We start from the raw sequence: 16,809 nt of genomic DNA, 5'->3' as shown, positions 1-16,809 counted from the left end.
AGCACCACGGGCAAACCCATGTGCTAGAGGTATCGATAGGAATAATAAGGAAGGGCGCAGTAGACGGAACCGTCGTGCGAAGAAGCCGTACGGCTTGTGGCGAACGTCGCCAAGCACTCGGAAGACCGCGGCGCGAAGGCGCGCAGCGCAGCCGCAACGGCGAACTGGAGTTGCCAGCGCTGTTCAGCGTCAGTATGTACCTTCTCGGAATGCATAGGCTTACTTTACCATAGTGGAGCAGTTCGCACAGCGAGAAGTTCGTGATTCCCCTGCGAACGAACGGTTGCTATGCCAGCGATCGGCGCTGAGGTGCACCCGAATTCGCGGGATCGCAAAGGCGAAGCGTACTTTGGTACGGAAGTCTTCGAGATCGCACGAAGGCGGTGTGCCTCAGCGCCGTGGAGCGTCGCACGTTCCGTTTGCCGTTGGCAAACGGAACTCTAGTACCGGCTGTCGAAGATGCGCTTGGTCTTTTTCTCGCTGCGAGGCAGCTCGCCCATGGGAACGCCTTTGGCGTCGGGGGTGCAGCCGCACTTCGCCTTGAAGATCATGGCCAGCTCCTGTTCGGCGCGCTCCTTCGATTCGCCCTCGAGAGGCGTCTCGAACAGCACCGTGAGCACGTCCTTGCCCATGATATGCTCGATCATCACCTGATACTCGGACGATGCGCCGTCGGTGATGCTGATAACCTCCTCCACCTGAGCAGGGAAGATGTTGCAGCCCTTCACTTTGAACATGTCGTCGGTACGGCCGGTGAGCGTATCGATGCGCGGATGACGATGGCCGAACGCGCATGGGCAGTCGCCAGGGATGATGCGCGTGAGGTCGTGCGTGCGGTAGCGGATGAGCGGCGCGCCCTGCTTGCGCAGCGTGGTCAGCACGAGCTCGCCCACTTCACCGTCGGGCACCGGTTCGCCGGTGATCTGATCCACGATCTCGCAGTACACGTAGTCGTCCCAGACGTGCATACCGTGATGCTCGTCGCACGAGATGCCGATGCCGGGACCGTACACCTCGGTGAGGCCGTAGATGTCGTATATCTCCACGCCCAGTTCGCCGGCGATGCGCTGGCGCATCTTGTCGCCCCACCGCTCGCTTCCGATGACGCCCTTGCTCAAGCATATCTTGTCGCGAATGCCTCGTTCGGCAATCTCCTCGGCCAGCAACAACGCGTAGGAGCTGGTGGCGCACAGGACGGTGGACTTCAAGTCCTGCATCATGCGAAGCTGCTTCTCGGTGTTGCCCGGCCCCATGGGAATGGCCATGGCGCCCAGGCGTTCGGCGCCCAGCTGGAAACCGATCCCCGCCGTCCAAAGGCCGTAGCCGGGCGTGATGTGGATGCGGTCTTTGTTGGTGATGCCAGCCGTTTCGTAGCAGCGAGCAAACTGGATAGCCCAGTCGATGACGTCCTGTTTCGTGTAGGGGATGACGACGGGCGTACCCGTGGTGCCACTCGACGAATGGACGCGCACGATCTCCTCGTCGGGAACGGCCTGCAGCCCCAGCGGATAGGCGTTGCGCAGGTCGTCCTTCTCGGAGAATGGGAGCTTCTCGAAGTCTTCTTGAGTTTGCACGTCGGCAAGGTCGATGCCCTCGAACTTGCTCGCGTAGAACGGCGAGCGTTCCTTGAGCGTTTTGAACTGGTCTTTGATGAGCGCGAACTGGTCGCTGGTAAGCTGCATGATGATCCTCTTTCGGACGATGGTCTTCTACAGGGTATGAAAATGCTTCAAGCCCGCAAGCGCGAGTCTTGAAGCTAGAGCCATCGCCCTGCCGAAACCACGGCTGGAGAGGAGAAGATGTCGTTCACGTGTTCCATGCATCCATTCTAGGCGAAGCGAGCGCGATTGCAAACCCGCAACTTCGTCGCCGCGCGTTCCGCTCGCCCATCACCAGCTGAAGCAGGCTTTGCCGTTTCCCTTGCTGGCGTACAACGCCTGATCGGCCGCACGGTAGAGGTCGAAGAACGTGCGGCCGCGCACCACGCGCACGATACCCACCGAACATCCCAGCTCCACAGCGCGCTGGGCGGAACGGTCGCACCACGTCTCGATGAGCTCGCGGGCCTTAGCTTCGGCATCGTCAGCGGATAACGGATTCGTGGAGAACACGGCGAACTCGTCGCCGCCCATGCGGCCGACGAGCGCGTCGCGGGGAAACACCTGCTCCAGCACGTCGGCGAACTCCTCGATAACCCGGTCGCCCTCAGGATGGCCGAGTGTGTCGTTCACGGTCTTGAAGTTGTCGAGATCGATCATGAAGAAGGCGTTGTCTTCGGCACCCTCGATGAGCGCAGCCGCCACGTGCTTCTCGAACGCGGCGTGGTTCAGCAGCTCGGTCATGGAGTCCAGCTCGGCACGGCGCTCCAGCGCCTTGGAGTATTCGAGCGCGGCGTTCGCCTGCTCGGTAGCAGTTTTCGGGTAGTACTCGTCGCGGCGCTGGTCGAGGTTTGGCGTGGAATGATGGAGATGGGTCAGCAGCCAACGGCCGCCTTCGCGGCGGAACACGATCGTGAAACGCGTGTCCATCTCCACGAGCAACGGCTTGGGCCGGTCAGGGCGCTCGCGCACCCACAACGTGCCGATCACGAGGCACGAGTCGCAGCCGATCGGCCGAGGCTCGTAATACTCGTCGAGAATCTCGAATACGACTCCCTGGGCCTCCTGTTGATCGCGCTCGAGCCCTTCGAAGAACGACGCGATATCCGCGTAGAATTCGTGCTTGCCCGTTCCGATGAGCGACAAAAGCTGCGGATCCATGGCGCCGGCGATGAACTGAACGTTCTCCTCCGATGGCTCGATGAGATACGCATGCGCCAATTCGCGCGCCAGCTCTACCGCTTCCGCCAGCCACGCCCGATCCATCGTCTCTCGCATGGCGCCCTCGCCTTCTATTGCCCATACCACCGGGGGCATTAGTATAGCAGCATCCCTCTGAGACGGACACGGCGGAAAGCATGCTCTTTCGGTTCTACATCCCCGCCACCGCGTCGACGGCTGCCAGGTTGAGGGCGACGAAGCGGGGCTTGACGCACTCCTCGAGCGCGCGCCGCAGGTCGTCGAGGTCGAGCGGTATCGCGCCGACGCTCAGCGCACTGGCCAGCAGCACCGAGTTCAGCACCTTGCGGCTGCCCACTTCGTCGGTGAGCGCGACGTCGTTGACGGCGACGAAGCGCGCGCCGGTGCCGGCCAGCGATCGCTCGATGCGCGCGATCACGTCGTCGGCGCGGTACGGCCGGTCGGACAGCGCCGCCGTGACCGGCTGGATGGCCGTGGTCGCGGTGACCAGCAGGCCTTCAGGAGCGAGGAACGGCAGCACGCGCGCGGCCTCGGCCGGCTCGAACGCGATGACGAGGTCGGCGGTTCCCTCGGCCAGCAACGGCGCGAACACCTCCTCGCCCGCGTCGCCCATGCGCACATGCGACACCACGTTGCCGCCGCGTTGCGCCATGCCGATGGTCTCGGCCGTGCGCACCTGCCAACCCTTGTCTTGCGCGGCCTGGGCCAGCACTTTCGCTGCCAGCACCGTGCCCTGGCCGCCAACTCCCGTGAGCAGCACGTTACGCATGGGAACCCCCTTCCGCCGCCGCGGATCCGTCCGCGGCCGCCGCGCGTCCAACGTCCTTGATGCTCCCAGCGTCCGACGATGCTTCACGTGAAACAGCCGCAGGTCCATCGACGTCAGCGAGGGTTTCCGCAGTGCCTGAGATCGACGGGCTGGCGAAGGCGTGGGGTGCTTCAGCACGCGAGCCTTCGTCAGCGCGGCGAGGTCGGGCACTGCGGGAAGCCGCAGTGTCGGCAGGTTCCACCGGCTGGCAAGCCGGCGGAACTCGCAGCGCGTCGAAGGGGCACACCTGGGTGCACAGTCCGCAGCCGTTGCACAGGCTGGCGTCGACGAACGCCTGGCCTCGCTCTTTGCTGCGCGGACCGCGCGCGTCGGCGTCGAAGCCGATGGCCGGGCACCCGATCTCGGTGATGCACTTCTTGCAGCCCGTGCAGATTTCGACGCTCACGGCGGCTGGTTCGGCCGGCTTCACTAGCTGCACGCAGGGAGACTCGAACAGGATGGCGCTGGGACCTTCGTAGTCGAGCGCCTCTCGCGCAGCGGCCACCGACGCGTCCAGATCGAGCGGATCGGCATGCACGATGCAGCCGAAGCCGACCGCTTCCAGCACGCGCTGGATAGAGATGGGCTCGCGCTTCGGTCCCATGAGCGTTTGGCCTGTTCCGGGGTGCGGTTGCGACCCCGTCATGGCCGTGGTAGCGTTGTCGAGCACGCACACGGTGATGTCGTGGCCGTTGTACACGGCGTTCACGATGCCCGGCAGGCCGCTGGCGAAGAACGTCGAATCGCCTACGAACGCAAGCGTCTTCTTATGCGGCTCGGCCACGGCGAAACCCTGCGCCATCGTGATGCCCGCGCCCATGCACAGGCACGTGTCCACCGCATCGAGCGGCATGGCATTGCCCAGCGTGTAGCACCCGATGTCGCCGCACAACACGGCGGGCGTTTTGCCCAGCGCGCGCTTCACCGCGTAGAAGCTGCCGCGATGGGGGCAGCCGGCGCACAACACGGGTGGGCGCACGGGCAGCGGGTCGTCTTCGGCAGCGTAGGCCGCAAGTGCGTTCGCGGGCGCGACGGCATCGGGGATGCCGAGGAAGCGCGCGATGCGCTGGGCGATGTCGTCCACGTCGTTCTCGCCGCGGTCGCGCGCATCGCCGGCCAGGCGGCCGCGCACCTCGTAGGAGGAGTGCGTGCGGGCGGCGTGCACGAGCAGCGCGTCCTCCAGCACGTGGTCGAGCTCCTCCAGCACGAGCACCTCATCGAGGCCTTCGACGAACCGCGCGGCCGTTTCCTCCGGGAAGGGGTAGGGCGTGCCCACCTGCCAGAATCGATAGGCCGGCATTTCCGCGCCGGACGCCGCTGCGCGCGCTTCCACCATGCGCAGGGCCTCGCGAGCGTAGGCGGCCGACACGCCGCCCGCCACGATGCCGAGACGCGGTGCTGCTGCGAATGTTTCACGTGAAACATTTGTTTGCGTTCCTGAATCTGCAGAGGGGACAGCGGCGCCAGCGGATTCGGCGTCGGAGGGAGCAGTGCAAGCGGAATCGGAGGTCGCAGACGCAGCGCGGGCGCTTCCTGATTCTTCTCTCCCTCCGTCAAACATCGGGTTGAACGCCGCGAGCGCCGGCTCGTCGGCGAAATCGTGCGCGATCGCCGCCAGGCGCTCGTTGATCTCGCCGTGCGCCTGGAAGGCGCGACGCGGGAAGATGACCCACTTGGAATCGCGCTGGAAACCCTCCTTGGGCACCGGGCGCGCCTCGGTGGCGTCCGCCACGTCGAAGAACGTCGAAGCGTGGTTGATGCGCGTGGTGGGCCGCACGATGACGGGCGTGCGGTAGCGCTCGGACAGGTCGAAGGCGGCCTGCATCATGGCGAATCCCTGATCGGGCGTAGCGGGGTCGAACACGGGCAGCTTGGCGAACGACGCAAAGCGGCGCGTGTCCTGCTCGGTCTGCGACGAGATGGGGCCCGGATCGTCGGCCACGAACAGCACCATGCCGCCCTTCACGCCCACGTAGTTCAGGCTCATGAGCGCATCGCTCGCCACGTTGAGGCCCACCTGCTTGCAGGTGAACAGGCAGCGCGCGCCGGTGTACGACGCGCCGGCCAGCAACTCGAGCGCGCTCTTCTCGTTCGTGGACCACTCCACGTGGATGCCGCGCGCGGCTCCATCGGCGTGCAGCTTCGCCACCGTCTCGATGAGCTCGGATGACGGCGTTCCCGGATAGCCCGCCACCACGCGCACGCCCGCCTCCAGCGCAGCGTGTGCGAACGCCTCGTTCCCCATCAGAAGTCTCTTCGCCATATGCGCCTCGCCTGCTTCGTTTCTCATAGTCCGCATCAAGAACGGCACCGGCGGGGCGCCGCTGCCGTCCCAAACAAAGGATGTACGTGAATACGTCTCCTCCATGATAGCAAACCAGCTCCCACGCGGCGGGGCGCATCCGCGAAGGGAAGAGCACGAAGATCGTCGCGGAGATCGCGAGCGGCGCTGCGGCACCGAACGCGCAGCAATGTCAAATCGGCGTAACGCATCGCGATCCTACCGGCGCAAAAGCCGGAGCATGCGATATCATGCGCATACGTTCGGCAAGCCGGATAGGTACAGGTACGCTCGCGCGGGGAAGCGCGCAGCCCGGGAGAGAGCAGAATCCTATGAAATGCCCCCTCTGCAACGTTGAGTTGGTGATGAGCGAGCGCCAAGGAATTGAAATCGACTACTGCCCGCAGTGTCGCGGCGTATGGCTTGACCGCGGCGAGCTGGACAAGATCGTCGATCGGTCGAATTCCCAGTTCGCACCTTCCGCAGCTCCGTACGAGGATAGTCGGTATGCTGGCGAAGATCGCTACGACAAACGACGCTACGATGAGCACACATATCGCGATGGACGTCGCTTCGACGAGCGGCGTCCCGGCGACTACGACAAGAGGATTCGCAAAAAGAAGAAGCCCGAGAGCTTCCTGAGCGACCTATTCGATTTCGGAGACTAGCGCCAAGCTCCGCACCGCCGAGAGCGTCGATCCGTTGCGCGCAAGCGATGCGACGGCCTGCTTGTTTTTCGCTCGGAGCTTGCGGTGGCGGGCGAAGGCAAAAACAGCGCAAGAGCCGCGAGCGGGCACCGCCAGGCCGGGCACGATGACGAACCCGTACCCCCTTGCGGTCTACACCTTCTTACCAGCAGCCGCAACAGCGCCTCTGCCAAAGCGGACGCTGGGAAGAACAAGCCGATGCCCTCTACGCCGCGCACGGCCGCGCGCAACGCCAGAGCGTGACGAGCGCACCGTAGCGCCGACAGGCAGAACATGATGGCGCTCGGCAGTCCGCAGCGTCTTCTTCGATTCGCCTTCCCGCGATCTTGCCGCCGCGCACGGCGCCGTTTACGCGTCGGCCATGCCCTGCTTGAAGTCGATGATCTTCTGACGAGCGCCGTCGCAGCCCGTACCCATGATTTGCACGGCCAAGATAGCCGCATTCTTCGCGCCGTTGATGGCCACGCAGGCAACAGGGACGCCGGAGGGCATCTGCACCATCGATAGCAGCGAGTCCAAACCGCCTAAGTCGCTCGTCTTCATGGGCACCGTGATGACCGGGTTCGGCGTGTATGCAGCCACAACCCCGCCCAGATGCGCAGCCTTGCCGGCGGCGGCGATGATCACGCGGATGCCGCGCTCGTGCGCCTTCGAAGCCCACTCGTGCACCTCGGCCGGCTTGCGGTGGGCGCTTGCCACCTTCACCTCGTAGGGTACGCCGAACTCATCGAGCTGCTTCATGCAGGGCTCCATGGCGGGCAGATCGCTCTCGGATCCCATGATAATGCCGATGACCGGGTTCTTCTGTTCGCAAGACATTGGTTCTCCTTCTCTGGATCGCACGATGCGGCATCTTTCTCAGCGCATTGCGCGCTGGTGTCGACGGCATACATTGTAGATGCTTCCGGGAAGCCCCTCGAGCCTCGTTCCGCATTTCCATACGTTCGTCCTGCGGCGAGCTGCCCCGAGCTCCCCGGTACACGCTACCCTGCCGGATCGCTCCTCTTCAGGTCTTCCTCATGCGGCGCTATCCAACGATCTTTCTCACAATGCGCCCAACTTCTTCGTTGTCCGGCAGGTTCCCTTCCTCCCGACCGGTTGCGCGCGTCAAAGCAAATTTCGCTGCAGCAAGCGCCTCGGCGACGATAAGATCGGCTTCCTCGGCCGCCGTAAGCTCATGGGGACACGCGCGCCGATCGGGGCACGCCGCAAGGTATTCGGCCAGCAAATCCCGGAAGTCCGCCACGAAGCCGAACGTGCCATCCAAAAACAGGCGCATGAGAGCAGGCGTCTGCGAGACGAGCCGCCATCGCATAGCAGCTATGTCGCTCGCCCGGTCGAGCGCGCGCACGACCTCGAGAAAAAGCGCCAACGTGACGGAGAACGGCGTGCTTGAAGCCTGGCTGTCGTATGCGGCACGAACAGCATCGACGTCAAGCGGAGCTGCGGGAATGCCGACGATGGCTGCGTCTTTGGTGGGAAAGTAGTTGAAGAACGTGCCCTGCGACACAACGGCTCGATCGCAGATCATGGCGACCGTCACCCCTTCATATCCCAACTCGTCCACCAGCGAGATCGCGGCGCGTTCGATAGCCTCACGCGTTTCGCGCCGCTTACGCTCACGCAACGTTTCCCGCGGTCGATCGGCCCCATCTGCTCGTTTCTCCACTCCATCGTCCTCTCGTCGCATGTGCCAGAGCGTATATCGAGTCCGGGCGAACCTGCGGCCCACCCTCGTCATTGTGAGGTTTTGCGAGCCATCCGCCCAACCGACCGATCGTCGCTTTTCGCTTGCACGACGACCATCGCCGCGTTTTCACCGGTTTCAGTATATAGAATGTGTTCGAATCTGTTCAAAATTATAGTTACTATAATTTTAATGCTGCTATACTTATCGCCAGCAAAGTGGTCTGCTCGGCCGACAGCAATCGATGCCGGCGTTTGCAGATCGCAAGAAAGCACAGCATTTGGTTGTCAACAGCCAGACCGATCGCCACCGAAGGGCCGTCCCTCGCGTTCGCACGGGAATACACTGGTAAAGATTGAAACGGAGAGGAGCACAAAGCATGAGAATATTCGGCATGGGAGTACCCGAGCTCGCGTTGATCTTGGCGGTTGTGCTGCTCATCTTCGGTCCAAAAAACCTTCCGAAGCTCGGCGGCATGCTCGGTCGCGGTGTCAAAAAACTGCGCGGGCGCGTGGAAACGGACTAGGCAGCAATCTGCCCTGCGCCGTCGAGTCCATACCAAACTCACAGCGGCGGGCAATCGCAACGTCGGGCGCACGGGCAAGTCGGGTACCTGGCATGTTCTCTGGCGCCCCTCCTGGAATTCGCGCTTGACCCGCACGCGCACGACCGGTACAATACCGATTCACGTCCTCATGGACGATACCCGTGGTCGGGTAGCTCAGTTGGTAGAGCAGCGGACTGAAAATCCGCGTGTCGAGGGTTCAAGTCCCCCTCCGACCACCATTGAATGCTAGGGAGTGTTTGTGCTGATCAGGATGGGGATTCTGGGATAGCGCAAACACTCCCTTTTCATTTACGCAACCTGTCGTGTACGAAACGTGTACATGGTTGCTCGAAAATGCTTTATGCGGTCGCGAATTCTGCGGCTGAGATAGCGTCTCGTTCGTCGGGGCGGGCTTCCGTTGACTCACCGTCTCCGTAGATAACATTGGCGATCTTGAGCGTCGCACGCTTCTCGTTCTCGATGTTGTGGTGCGTGTACAGCTTCATCGTGAACGCGGCATCGGAATGGCCGATGAGCGACTGAACGGACTTCGGGTCGGCACCCTCCCCAACAAGCACGCTCGCGTAGGTATGGCGAAACTGATGAAGCGTGAATTCTTCAAGCCTAAGCTCGACACGGTGTTTGCGCCACCACCTATTCAGATTCTCGGGGTGCATGAAGCCACCTACTCCACTCGTAACCACCGGAGTATCAATCGTGGGCTTTATACGAAGCTCGGCAAGGCGCTTCTCCTGTAGGGTCTCCCAGCGGCGAAGCTTATCCATGAATCGTGCGTCAACAGGCACGGTACGCTTTCCGCTCTGCGTCTTTGGCTCCTTGAGGGTCATGCCGTCGCTCGCGAGACTATGCCGCACATGAATAACCCCAGCGTCGTAGTCAACATCCTGCCAAGTGAGGCCAAGCACTTCGCCGCGTCGCATGCCCGTATTGAGAGCGAGAGCAACGGCAACGACGTGCGCATCAAGCGGCATCTGTTCGAGCGCCGCATTTGCCCGAGACAGCTCCTCCGGTGTGAGCGCGCGCTTCTCCTTGGTGTCACGTTTGGGAGCCTTGAGCTTGTCGCACGGGTTGTTGGGGATAAGTTCGTACACAAACGCCTCGTGCAGTATTTGCTTAAGCGTGATGAAGATACCGTTGCACGTCGTGCCGGAGAGAGACTTCTGCAACAGAGACCCGTTATTTCGGAGCTTCACAAGCATGTTGCTAATAAGACGCGGGTTTAGCTCCTGAAGATTGATATTCCCTAAATAATTATTTAGGGTTCGGACATGAAGCCCCTCCTTCCGCAACTGCCCGATGCTCAGTTCCTTCGAGGAGCGCCGACGCTCGTGCCACTCTTTCGCAAACTCGGCGAACGTAGGCACCTCGTTTCCCGTGGCAAGCCCGCTCTCGATGTGGCGAACAAACTCCCGCAGCTTCTCTTCTGCCTCTTGTTTGGTTTTGCAGCGCACCACCTTGGTCTTAGTGATGTACTTGTTGGTCACCGGGTCGCGACCGATAGCCACCCGCATCTGATACCGCGTCAGACCGTCCGTCTTCCCAAGCTTCCTCAGCTTCCCGTTCCCGCGTACCTTTGGCATGGTAGGTCTCCTTTCTGTTGTTTGCCAGCATGCCTATTCCAAAGCACCCAATGCGCTTGTGGACACATAATTTTCGAACCACCTCTCGATACTTTGGCGGTACTGCTCCCCTAGTTCACTCACTGCATCTTCGACCGGAACACCACTCGCCGCCAACTGCTCCACACGGGTTTTCCGACGTGCACTGGCGGTTGTCTTGCACGAGCCGACACGGCAGATCTTCGACGGTGTTCCCCGGTCTTTATTGGTGAGTACGGGTCGTGAGCACACCTCACAAAGGATGACGTCGTCATCCAGCAAAATCTCTTTTGCGGCTTGCGCTATAACCTGGAAGATGGTCGCCCCCTCATCGGTGACGGCTTTCCCGTTGATGAAGCGCAATGATGATTCACCGAACCCTATGCGAGCCAGAACAAAGCACGCAAGCGTTCCGCATGCCTGCCGCACGGCATAGCTCCGGTCTTCGTCGCTTAATGTCAGCGTCGGAGCGAGGTCAAACACGAACACGCGGACGCGCTTTGACAAATCGGGGGCATTGCGCGAACAACCCGCCGCCTCGGAAAGCCGCTGCCGTTCGGCAAGGGCTTCGGCTTCGGGAAGCTGGGAGAAATTGGCATCGTCCGTGAAGAACAGGGTGCGCATATCGTCTTCGGCCAGCTCTTCGGGCAAGGTGATGTAAACCGGGCACGCCATGCCCGGCTCTTCCCCCAGCTTGAGGATGACGCACTCGCCAACCTCGACAATCCCGCCCCCGTTGTGTTTATCGTTGGCGATGGCTGCGAGGGTTAGTACGAACGGAAACAGCCGGAGGTACTTGAGCATCTGACGTGTTTCGATGACCCGATAAGGATACACACCTCCATGAACGCATGTGACGAAGGAGTTATAGACGGCGTTGGCCTCGTCCCCGTGTATATCGGAAGAAAATCGGTCGAGGTATTCCACGCCCTCGAATGCGTCTGCCGCACTGACGAGGTTGCCCTTAAGCATGCCCGCTGCGCTGACTATGTCATGTCCTATAGACATAGAGAACGCGCCCATCTTCTTGTTAAGGAAAGGCTCGTAGCAAAGCCAGTCGCCGTACTTGTTGCAGAGCGTCATGAAATCGCGCCACGTGCGAAGGTTGTTGATATCCTCCAGAATCCTGCTGCCGCAAATGGGAGACAAGGGCATGCGAGGCTCGCTGAAAACAAGCTCGTTCTCGTTAACATATTCTAGCCGTCCCATATCAACCTTCCCGTAAATCAGCCCCAATTCTATATTTACCGTTAAATTTATTTATCGGTAAATTCCTCTTACATAATAACCGTGTGCGTTGGTTAGGTCAACACTTCAATGGAAAGGATTTCAGAATGACTCTCAGACTTACAATCGAGCGACAAGCTAAGGGATTGAGCCAAACAAAGCTCGCGCAACGTGCAGATATCAGCCCCACAATCCTCAGCCGCATCGTGACAGGGAATACGCAAATTTGGCCCGGTTGGAAGGAACGGCTCGCCCGCGCTCTAGATTGGGAGGGCGACCAAGACGCTCTGTTCGAGGAGGTTGATGATGAAAAATAACGCTTTTGGTTTGCAGGAGTACCCGCCCGTCCTTACCGTGAGACAAGCTGCTGATATTTTGCAGGTATCGACCAAGACCATCTGCGAGCTGTGCCGCATCGGGGCTTTGGCTGGACGCAAGATCGGTCGGCTCTGGCGTATACCCCGCCCGGCTTTGGCTGAATTCCTGAGCGACGAGGTGACGGCATGAACGCGCGAATCAAAGTTGGACTCGATGTGCATTTGAGAAACATCGTTGCGCGCGCTATCGATGCCGATACAGGTGAAATCTTTGCTAGTGTGTTCGACGGCAGTGATTTCGCGGGCTTGCTAGCGTGGCTCGAAGCACTTCCTGGACAGCGTGAAGCCGTCTATGAAGCGGGGTACTGCGGCTTCGCGCTTGCCCGCTTACTCATCAGCCATGGCATACCCTGTATGGTTACGCAGGGACGCACGCTTGGATTGGGACGGGCAAAGACCGACGCGCTGGATGCCGAGGCGCTTGCCACGCTCCTTCTGTGTAAGCGGTTGCAACCGGTCTATATTCCCACCGAGAAACAGGAGGCGCAACGCGAAGCGGCCCGCCAGCGGTATGCGCTTGCGCAGCAGCGTACGGTCGTAAAGAAGCGTCTTTCTGCCTTTTCGCACCGCCATGGTCTACCGAGGACGATGGCACCCGATGCGCGAGCGCGCATACTCGGCTCCTTGAGTTCCGACGACCGTATCTCGTTCGACTCCCTGACTGCTCAGCTTGAAAGCGCAGAATGCGAGCTAGCTCACCTTGACCAGTTCATGGGTCGTGAGGTGGAGCGCAACTCCGACATGAGCGCACTGACACAGTTGAGCGGTATCGGCTCTGTAACCGCGTTCACAACGGCAGCGGAAGCCATGGACTTCAAGCGGTTCGACACCGCCCGCGATTATGTGAGCTTCCTCGGTCTCGTTCCTATTCCGCACGACTCTGGAGGTAAGATCGTGCAGCTCGGCAATCGCAAGCGCACGCCGTCGGGAGCATGCTTCTACAGTGCCGCTACGACCGTCATGCGCACAGGAGGCTCGTTTCAAACCGACGGGCTGGCCGACCCTGAGAACAGCGCAATACGCGAATGCCTAGCTTCGCTTGATAGATCCTCACGCCAGCACGGGAAAACTCATCGCGCAGCCATCATGGCTCGCTGCATCGCCGAGCAGGCGTGGGCATTGGCCCACCGTCTCGACTAGACATAACCAAAGGAAGGAAACCTCACCCGATTGTCGCGTCCTGGAACGGCGCAACGTACATGGCCTAGCCGCAACCTATCACTTTCCGTTCCGGGGTCGAGACACGACTACCTGATTTGCGCGCTTGCGCGCCGCAACCGACGGTCGGTAGGGGCTTTCTTCCGAGGCTCACTCAAAAACAAGGCAAGGCCCATGGGTCTTGCCTTGTCATTCCCTATTACCTGGGTAAGCAACATACCTGTACGTCACGAGGGCAGCTCAAGACCGCCTTCTTCAATAATACCGGCTTCTTGCAACTCTTCTCGGGTGCGCGTCCTCCTCAGTCTCCTTACATCCTCGACGCACTGGGCCATGCAATCAGCCGGGGGCTCCCAATCGGGTTCCAAAGATTGGCCTATGACGGCATACTCGTTCGCATCCCTTACGACCGCCCTGAGCTGTTCGGGGGTCAGGTTGACGCGTAAAGCCTCACCGTATGAGGCCAGCACAGCGTAGAACGGGAGGGCGTCCTTACCCGGCGCAGCCGCACCCGAAGCTTCGTCGAGGCCTTGCAGCGCCCTCTGTTCTTTCACTACATTGAGCGCCAACCGGAGGTCTCCCGCCTCGACAGCTTTGCCGTATAACGCCTCAAGGCGCGCCTCGGCGAGTGCGCACTTCTCCTCGGTGTCCTTCGAGCAATTGGCCTTGATGCGCTCCCGCGCCGAAGCTATGTAGCGGTCTATTTGCCCCTCGCTCACGTTCCAATGTTGGTTTCGCGCATATTCACATATCCGGGCACGGCTCCACCCGTCTATGAGCAGTTCAGCCACCTTGGCCGTACGCAGCTCGACCATTGCCGCCGTGGATTTCTTTCCCATGCAAGCACCTCCAACAATAAAGGATACTTTGCACTGCGTCGTGTTTCCACCTCGGCATCACGATTCTTTTGCAGCGTTTGAGGCCGAGTGAACGACTTAAGCCGTTTAGGCCGCTTCCTCCAGCTCAGACTCATCAACCCATCTCGCGAGAATGCTCAACGCTGCAAGATACTCCAAGGCAACCTGCTCATCGATATCATGTGGGCTTTCATGGTTGAACGGATTTCTTATTCCAGCATAAATTCCTTCTGCGAGCGCCCGCGCTCCTCGTTGCATCGAACGATATGTGTTGCTTCCATCGGGACTCATGCGTCGCAGGCGAGGCTTCCCTGGTACAGCAGGGTCTTCGCTGAATGCCTCGTTGAAAAGACGGGTTTCACTAACGTCGCGTCGATGCAGTTTGTTTTGGGTCTCAGCATTTACCTTTTTTGCAGCGTCTTCAACCGCAGAGCGGAAATGACCCGACTGCCACAACGAAGCAGCTCCGCTCCACACCCATGGGTGAAGGTTGCTTGCGGAAATGTTAGGCGCTCCATCACCAAGGTAGCACCTAATCTCCTGTTCACGCTCAACAAACGTTTTAACGCGAAGAGCAAGGTCTCTATGTCGTCCCCAAAGTTGTTCGGTTGGCTCGTCCAAATTGTACAGAATTGGAGGGTTATTCCAGCCGGGTACAAAGCGGTCGAAAATCCGTTCAACAACGGGTAGTTGTGCTTTGATTGAATCGGAATCGCCAGACACCGACCACCACACGCCCATGTCTTCGGGGCTGCCCTTGTATCTCCCTTTCGTCAACTCGATAAATTCATCAAGCTGTTTAACCACCCACTCAATGCTGTAGTCAACCACAAGCCTTACCTCCCTGATTATTTATTTAGGCGATACTATTTGTCGAACAATTCCGAATCAAAGAACTCTGTCAAGGTCACGCCGAGGCCATCCGCTATTCGTTCAAGGTTCACGAGCGACATGTTGCGTTTGCCGGTCTCCACCTCCGCGAAGTACGTTCTCGCCATGCCGATGCCCCATGCGAAGCTCTCCTGGCTCAGGCCGGTCTTCGCGCGCAGCTCTTTGATGCGAAGACCCGTCCTCATCTTTATATCCAGTTCAGTCATGCGTGAGCCTTTCTCCGATAGGCTCACATCGTTTCCTATAGCCCTATATGAGTTACACCTATATCGGTGACAATCTGCGATATAGTGTGAGAAGGAGATCGATTGGAGGATGCATGGCAGAGAAAATCAAGTACCCCGTCATACGATGCACGCCGAAGACCGGCGGCGAACCCATCCTGTGCGAGGGCAGGAAGATTGCGTGTGTGCAAGACTATTGGCGCTGGGCGCACTCCGAGCTGAACAGCAACGCCGAGCGCGGCAAGTTCGCGGAGTACCTCGTGAGCCTTGCGCTCGACTGCGCGGGCGGCACCAGCGAGGAATGGGGAGCCTACGACATACTGTGGGAGGCCGAGCGGGTCAAGGTGGAGGTGAAGACCTCCGCGTACATTCAAGTATGGGGGCAGAAAGCGCTCTCCATCCCCTCGTTCAGCACGCGCCCGTCGCGCGCATGGAACCCGGAAGACAACACCTATGAAGAAGCGGTGCGCCGTCAGGCCGACGTGTACGTATTCGCCTTTGAGAACTGCACCATCCAGGACATGATGAACCCCAACCCGCTCGACCTCTCCCAATGGGAGTTCTACGTGCTGCCCACCTCGAAGCTGAACGAACGCGGCACGCAAGGCAGCATCAGCCTCCCGCAGCTCGCCGCGCTTGGCGCGCGCAGGGTCATCGAGCTTGAAGACCTCGCCGATGCCGTGAGAGAAGCGGCGACCGAGAACGCGAAGAACGCCCAGCCGAGCGAAGGGAGCCTGTGATGTACGCGTATAACGACAAGACCGACCCCAGCACCCGCGCCATCGTCTTCGAGGACGGCATGCGAGAGGTCTACGCGACCCTCTCCGGATGGTCGGGCTACGACAGCGACATAGCGTCGGTGACCATCGATGGCACCGTGGCAACCGTGGAGCTGACCGGCGACATCCGCAAGCGCTTCGAGCTGGACACGGGCACCAACACCGCCCGCGAACTGTAGGGAGGATAGTCTGATGTATTGTCAAAACTGCGGTAAGAAGCTGAACGACGATGCGAGGTTTTGCGATGGATGCGGCACGAAGACGGGTGCCGCCCCCGCCGAAACCGCACCGGTCAATAAACCGACAGCCGCACCCCCTATTGCACCACGAAAGACCCCCATGGGCGGCCTAGTCGTGAACGCAGCCGCCTTTCTTGTGGCTGGTTATTTCGCTCTATCCATGTTCCTGCACTACGCAATTTCCACCGACGCATACATCATCGCGGCGGTGCAATTGCTCGCCGTCCTCTCAACCGCCGCTGGGTTCTTCTTCTACTACTTGAGAACCCCCAGCAAAAATGCAGCAGCTATAGAGGCGGCCTTTGCTGCGCTTTCGTTGGTTTTCGGCCTCATGCATATCGCCGGTGTTTCTGCGAACAATTCCTATGTGGGGTTCGGCTTTTACCTCACGGTAGTGGGCGGCGCGCTCCTTGCCGCCATCGCCACGGGGATAAATATTGGAGCCGTAAGGCTGCACGGCTCCAAGAGCGAGAAGCGGTGGGGCTTTGGTATGTACGCAACGGTTATCCTCATTGGATTTCTCGTCGCTTTCCTTTTGCCGATGCCCCTTGTCATGCGCTGATTACTTAGATTATTCATCCCGGGAGTACGGTGTTGCCCGCCCTCCATC

General features: G+C 60.3%; 18 protein-coding genes, 1 tRNA gene and 2 pseudogenes. 10 read left to right on the top strand and 11 right to left on the bottom strand.

Translation table 11 applies throughout. The annotated features are described in order from the left end of the window. Positions 1 to 440 precede the first annotated feature (440 nt). The 4 genes from C2L71_RS06450 to C2L71_RS06435 form a co-directional block, all read right to left on the bottom strand. Positions 441 to 1,682: a phenylacetate--CoA ligase family protein gene (locus C2L71_RS06450; protein WP_103264968.1), complete on the bottom strand. Its 1,242-nt coding sequence runs from the start codon at positions 1,680 to 1,682 to the stop codon at positions 441 to 443. A 207-nt stretch (positions 1,683 to 1,889) separates the two neighbouring features. Further along, positions 1,890 to 2,876, bottom strand: a complete 987-nt coding sequence (locus tag C2L71_RS06445) for a GGDEF domain-containing protein (RefSeq protein WP_103264967.1) — start codon at positions 2,874 to 2,876, stop codon at positions 1,890 to 1,892. Between the two features lie 94 nt (positions 2,877 to 2,970). Continuing rightward, complete coding sequence (locus C2L71_RS06440; RefSeq protein ID WP_103264966.1) at positions 2,971 to 3,567, bottom strand: indolepyruvate oxidoreductase subunit beta; 597 nt, start codon at positions 3,565 to 3,567, stop codon at positions 2,971 to 2,973. Beyond that, entirely contained in the window at positions 3,560 to 5,869 is a 2,310-nt protein-coding gene (locus C2L71_RS06435; RefSeq protein ID WP_239926420.1) for a thiamine pyrophosphate-dependent enzyme, read from the bottom strand. The genes C2L71_RS06440 and C2L71_RS06435 overlap by 8 nt, the downstream gene beginning before the upstream one ends. Positions 5,870 to 6,219: 350 nt before the next feature. Between C2L71_RS06435 and C2L71_RS06430 the strand changes: the two genes are divergently transcribed. Continuing rightward, the gene (locus tag C2L71_RS06430; RefSeq protein WP_103264965.1) at positions 6,220 to 6,555 is read left to right on the top strand and encodes a TFIIB-type zinc ribbon-containing protein; all 336 of its coding nucleotides are present in this window, start codon (positions 6,220 to 6,222) and stop codon (positions 6,553 to 6,555) included. A 387-nt stretch (positions 6,556 to 6,942) separates the two neighbouring features. Here C2L71_RS06430 and purE read toward each other — a convergent pair whose 3' ends face one another. Then, positions 6,943 to 7,413 carry a 5-(carboxyamino)imidazole ribonucleotide mutase gene (gene purE, locus C2L71_RS06425; RefSeq protein WP_103264964.1) on the bottom strand — a complete coding sequence of 157 codons (471 nt, stop codon included), beginning with the start codon at positions 7,411 to 7,413 and terminating at the stop codon, positions 6,943 to 6,945. A gap of 208 nt (positions 7,414 to 7,621) precedes the next feature. Continuing rightward, positions 7,622 to 8,263: a TetR/AcrR family transcriptional regulator gene (locus tag C2L71_RS06420; protein WP_239926418.1), complete on the bottom strand. Its 642-nt coding sequence runs from the start codon at positions 8,261 to 8,263 to the stop codon at positions 7,622 to 7,624. 397 nt (positions 8,264 to 8,660) lie between these two features. On the opposite strand from C2L71_RS06420, the pseudogene C2L71_RS06415 reads away from it, so the two are divergent. Both C2L71_RS06415 and C2L71_RS06410 read left to right on the top strand, forming a co-directional pair. Beyond that, positions 8,661 to 8,786: pseudogene (locus C2L71_RS06415) on the top strand (twin-arginine translocase TatA/TatE family subunit); the annotation flags it as partial. A gap of 205 nt (positions 8,787 to 8,991) precedes the next feature. Continuing rightward, positions 8,992 to 9,067 (top strand) — tRNA-Phe (locus C2L71_RS06410). Between the two features lie 120 nt (positions 9,068 to 9,187). Here C2L71_RS06410 and C2L71_RS06405 read toward each other — a convergent pair. Both C2L71_RS06405 and C2L71_RS06400 read right to left on the bottom strand, forming a co-directional pair. Next, positions 9,188 to 10,429, bottom strand: coding sequence for a tyrosine-type recombinase/integrase (locus tag C2L71_RS06405; protein WP_103264961.1), 1,242 nt, complete (start codon positions 10,427 to 10,429; stop codon positions 9,188 to 9,190). A gap of 33 nt (positions 10,430 to 10,462) precedes the next feature. After that, on the bottom strand, positions 10,463 to 11,683 hold the full coding sequence (locus C2L71_RS06400) for a hypothetical protein (protein WP_103264960.1): 1,221 nt from the start codon (positions 11,681 to 11,683) through the stop codon (positions 10,463 to 10,465). Positions 11,684 to 11,781: 98 nt separating this feature from the next. On the opposite strand from C2L71_RS06400, the gene C2L71_RS06395 reads away from it, so the two are divergent. The 3 genes from C2L71_RS06395 to C2L71_RS06385 are packed head-to-tail and all read left to right on the top strand — an operon-like array spanning position 11,782 to position 13,191. Further along, entirely contained in the window at positions 11,782 to 11,991 is a 210-nt protein-coding gene (locus tag C2L71_RS06395) for a helix-turn-helix domain-containing protein (protein ID WP_103264959.1), read from the top strand. Next, on the top strand, positions 11,978 to 12,181 hold the full coding sequence (locus tag C2L71_RS06390; RefSeq protein ID WP_204600463.1) for a helix-turn-helix domain-containing protein: 204 nt from the start codon (positions 11,978 to 11,980) through the stop codon (positions 12,179 to 12,181). The genes C2L71_RS06395 and C2L71_RS06390 overlap by 14 nt, the downstream gene beginning before the upstream one ends. After that, entirely contained in the window at positions 12,178 to 13,191 is a 1,014-nt protein-coding gene (locus C2L71_RS06385) for an IS110 family RNA-guided transposase (protein ID WP_103264957.1), read from the top strand. The genes C2L71_RS06390 and C2L71_RS06385 overlap by 4 nt, the downstream gene beginning before the upstream one ends. 245 nt (positions 13,192 to 13,436) lie before the next feature. On the opposite strand, the gene C2L71_RS06380 is transcribed toward C2L71_RS06385, so the two are convergent. The 3 genes from C2L71_RS06380 to C2L71_RS06370 form a co-directional block, all read right to left on the bottom strand. Continuing rightward, positions 13,437 to 14,048, bottom strand: coding sequence for a hypothetical protein (locus C2L71_RS06380; protein WP_129588481.1), 612 nt, complete (start codon positions 14,046 to 14,048; stop codon positions 13,437 to 13,439). 105 nt (positions 14,049 to 14,153) lie between these two features. Next, the gene (locus tag C2L71_RS06375; protein ID WP_103264955.1) at positions 14,154 to 14,897 is read right to left on the bottom strand and encodes a TIGR02391 family protein; all 744 of its coding nucleotides are present in this window, start codon (positions 14,895 to 14,897) and stop codon (positions 14,154 to 14,156) included. Between the two features lie 35 nt (positions 14,898 to 14,932). Further along, entirely contained in the window at positions 14,933 to 15,163 is a 231-nt protein-coding gene (locus C2L71_RS06370) for a helix-turn-helix domain-containing protein (protein WP_103264954.1), read from the bottom strand. A 113-nt stretch (positions 15,164 to 15,276) separates the two neighbouring features. Here C2L71_RS06370 and C2L71_RS06365 point away from each other — a divergent pair, with 113 nt between their 5' ends. From C2L71_RS06365 to C2L71_RS06355, 4 genes and pseudogenes are all read left to right on the top strand, one after another. Then, entirely contained in the window at positions 15,277 to 15,921 is a 645-nt protein-coding gene (locus tag C2L71_RS06365) for a hypothetical protein (RefSeq protein ID WP_103264953.1), read from the top strand. Next, entirely contained in the window at positions 15,921 to 16,139 is a 219-nt protein-coding gene (locus tag C2L71_RS06360) for a hypothetical protein (RefSeq protein ID WP_103264952.1), read from the top strand. Before C2L71_RS06365 ends, C2L71_RS06360 begins: the two co-directional genes overlap by 1 nt. Before the next feature lie 13 nt (positions 16,140 to 16,152). After that, positions 16,153 to 16,215: pseudogene (locus tag C2L71_RS12485) on the top strand (zinc-ribbon domain-containing protein); the annotation flags it as partial. 99 nt (positions 16,216 to 16,314) lie between these two features. Further along, the gene (locus C2L71_RS06355; protein WP_239926416.1) at positions 16,315 to 16,761 is read left to right on the top strand and encodes a hypothetical protein; all 447 of its coding nucleotides are present in this window, start codon (positions 16,315 to 16,317) and stop codon (positions 16,759 to 16,761) included. Positions 16,762 to 16,809: the final 48 nt, after the last annotated feature.

The sequence above is a fragment of the Enteroscipio rubneri genome (genome assembly GCF_002899715.1).
In the GTDB taxonomy this organism is placed as follows: Bacteria; Actinomycetota; Coriobacteriia; order Coriobacteriales; family Eggerthellaceae; genus Enteroscipio; species Enteroscipio rubneri.
This window is presented reverse-complemented; position numbering and strand designations above follow the sequence as displayed.

Excerpts from the sequence above, each read along its gene's own strand:
- C2L71_RS06435 (WP_239926420.1), bottom strand. The coding sequence starts at position 5,869 with ATGGCGAAGAGACTTCTGATGGGGAACGAGGCGTTCGCACACGCTGCG.
- purE (WP_103264964.1), bottom strand. The coding sequence starts at position 7,413 with ATGTCTTGCGAACAGAAGAACCCGGTCATCGGCATTATCATGGGATCC.
- C2L71_RS06405 (WP_103264961.1), bottom strand. The coding sequence starts at position 10,429 with ATGCCAAAGGTACGCGGGAACGGGAAGCTGAGGAAGCTTGGGAAGACG.
- C2L71_RS06450 (WP_103264968.1), bottom strand. The coding sequence starts at position 1,682 with ATGCAGCTTACCAGCGACCAGTTCGCGCTCATCAAAGACCAGTTCAAA.
- C2L71_RS06445 (WP_103264967.1), bottom strand. The coding sequence starts at position 2,876 with ATGCGAGAGACGATGGATCGGGCGTGGCTGGCGGAAGCGGTAGAGCTG.
- C2L71_RS06440 (WP_103264966.1), bottom strand. The coding sequence starts at position 3,567 with ATGCGTAACGTGCTGCTCACGGGAGTTGGCGGCCAGGGCACGGTGCTG.
- C2L71_RS06380 (WP_129588481.1), bottom strand. The coding sequence starts at position 14,048 with ATGGGAAAGAAATCCACGGCGGCAATGGTCGAGCTGCGTACGGCCAAG.
- C2L71_RS06360 (WP_103264952.1), top strand. The coding sequence starts at position 15,921 with ATGTACGCGTATAACGACAAGACCGACCCCAGCACCCGCGCCATCGTC.
- C2L71_RS06390 (WP_204600463.1), top strand. The coding sequence starts at position 11,978 with ATGATGAAAAATAACGCTTTTGGTTTGCAGGAGTACCCGCCCGTCCTT.
- C2L71_RS06385 (WP_103264957.1), top strand. The coding sequence starts at position 12,178 with ATGAACGCGCGAATCAAAGTTGGACTCGATGTGCATTTGAGAAACATC.
- C2L71_RS06365 (WP_103264953.1), top strand. The coding sequence starts at position 15,277 with ATGGCAGAGAAAATCAAGTACCCCGTCATACGATGCACGCCGAAGACC.
- C2L71_RS06430 (WP_103264965.1), top strand. The coding sequence starts at position 6,220 with ATGAAATGCCCCCTCTGCAACGTTGAGTTGGTGATGAGCGAGCGCCAA.
- C2L71_RS06395 (WP_103264959.1), top strand. The coding sequence starts at position 11,782 with ATGACTCTCAGACTTACAATCGAGCGACAAGCTAAGGGATTGAGCCAA.
- C2L71_RS06370 (WP_103264954.1), bottom strand. The coding sequence starts at position 15,163 with ATGACTGAACTGGATATAAAGATGAGGACGGGTCTTCGCATCAAAGAG.